This is a genomic window from Streptosporangium canum, from assembly GCF_900113865.1.
Classification (GTDB): Bacteria; Actinomycetota; Actinomycetes; order Streptosporangiales; family Streptosporangiaceae; genus Streptosporangium; species Streptosporangium canum.
Genome location: NZ_FOQY01000084.1, coordinates 1 through 1,525 on the forward strand (window position 1 = coordinate 1; position 1,525 = coordinate 1,525).

Consider the following 1,525-nt stretch of genomic DNA (forward strand, 5'->3'; position numbering starts at 1 on the left):
TGAACGCCTGGCCTGAACTGGTAGTAGGTAAGCGATGGGGTGACGCAGGAAGGTAGCCCAGCCCAGGCGATGGTAGTCCTGGGGTAAGCATGTAGGGAGAGAGGTAGGCAAATCCGCCTCTCATGTATCCTGAGATGTGATGCCGAGCCGATTGTGGCGAAGTGGGTGATCCTATGCTGCCGAGAAAAGCCTCTAGTGAGTGTCGTGGCGGCCCGTACCCGAAACCGACTCAGGTGGTCAGGTAGAGAATACCAAGGCGATCGGGTGAACTGTGGTTAAGGAACTCGGCAAATTGCCCCCGTAACTTCGGGAGAAGGGGGGCCTTCGCTGGTGATGAACCTTTGCGTTCGGAGCTGGTGGGGGTCGCAGAGGCCAGGGGGAAGCGACTGTTTACTAAAAACACAGGTCCGTGCGAAGTCGTAAGACGATGTATACGGACTGACGCCTGCCCGGTGCTGGAACGTTAAGGGGACCGGTTAGTCATCTTCGGGTGGCGAAGCTGAGAACTTAAGCGCCAGTAAACGGCGGTGGTAACTATAACCATCCTAAGGTAGCGAAATTCCTTGTCGGGTAAGTTCCGACCTGCACGAATGGCGTAACGACTTCCCCGCTGTCTCAACCGCAGACCCGGCGAAATTGCACTACGAGTAAAGATGCTCGTTACGCGCAGCAGGACGGAAAGACCCCGGGACCTTCACTACAGCTTGACATTGGCGTTTGGAACGTCTTGTGTAGGATAGGTGGGAGACTGTGAAGCTGTCACGCTAGTGGCGGTGGAGTCATTGGTGAAATACCACTCTGGTCGTTTTGAACGTCTAACTTCGGTCCGTGATCCGGATCAGGGACAGTGTCTGGTGGGTAGTTTAACTGGGGCGGTTGCCTCCTAAAGAGTAACGGAGGCGCCCAAAGGTTCCCTCAGCCTGGTTGGCAATCAGGTGTCGAGTGTAAGTGCACAAGGGAGCTTGACTGTGAGACCGACGGGTCGAGCAGGAGCGAAAGCTGGGACTAGTGATCCGGCGGTGGCTTGTGGAAGCGCCGTCGCTCAACGGCTAAAAGGTACCCCGGGGATAACAGGCTGATCTTCCCCAAGAGTCCATATCGACGGGATGGTTTGGCACCTCGATGTCGGCTCGTCGCATCCTGGGGCTGGAGTAGGTCCCAAGGGTTGGGCTGTTCGCCCATTAAAGCGGTACGCGAGCTGGGTTTAGAACGTCGCGAGACAGTTCGGTCCCTATCCGCTGCGCGCGCAGGAGACTTGAAAGGAGCTGTCCCTAGTACGAGAGGACCGGGACGGACGAACCTCTGGTGTGCCAGTTGTTCCGCCAGGAGCACGGCTGGTTGGCTACGTTCGGAAGGGATAACCGCTGAAAGCATCTAAGCGGGAAGCTCGCCTTGAGATGAGGTCTCCCACCACGTGAGTGGGTAAGGCCCCCAATAGACGATTGGGTTGATAGGCCGGAGGTGGAAGCACAGTAATGTGTGGAGCTGACCGGTACTAATAGGCCGAGGACTTGACCACAAAGCA

1 rRNA gene is annotated in these 1,525 nt (G+C 56.9%); it reads left to right on the forward strand.

Annotated elements, in window-relative coordinates:
* Positions 1-1,519 (forward strand): 23S ribosomal RNA (locus BM085_RS42510); the annotation flags it as partial.
* Positions 1,520-1,525: the final 6 nt, after the last annotated feature.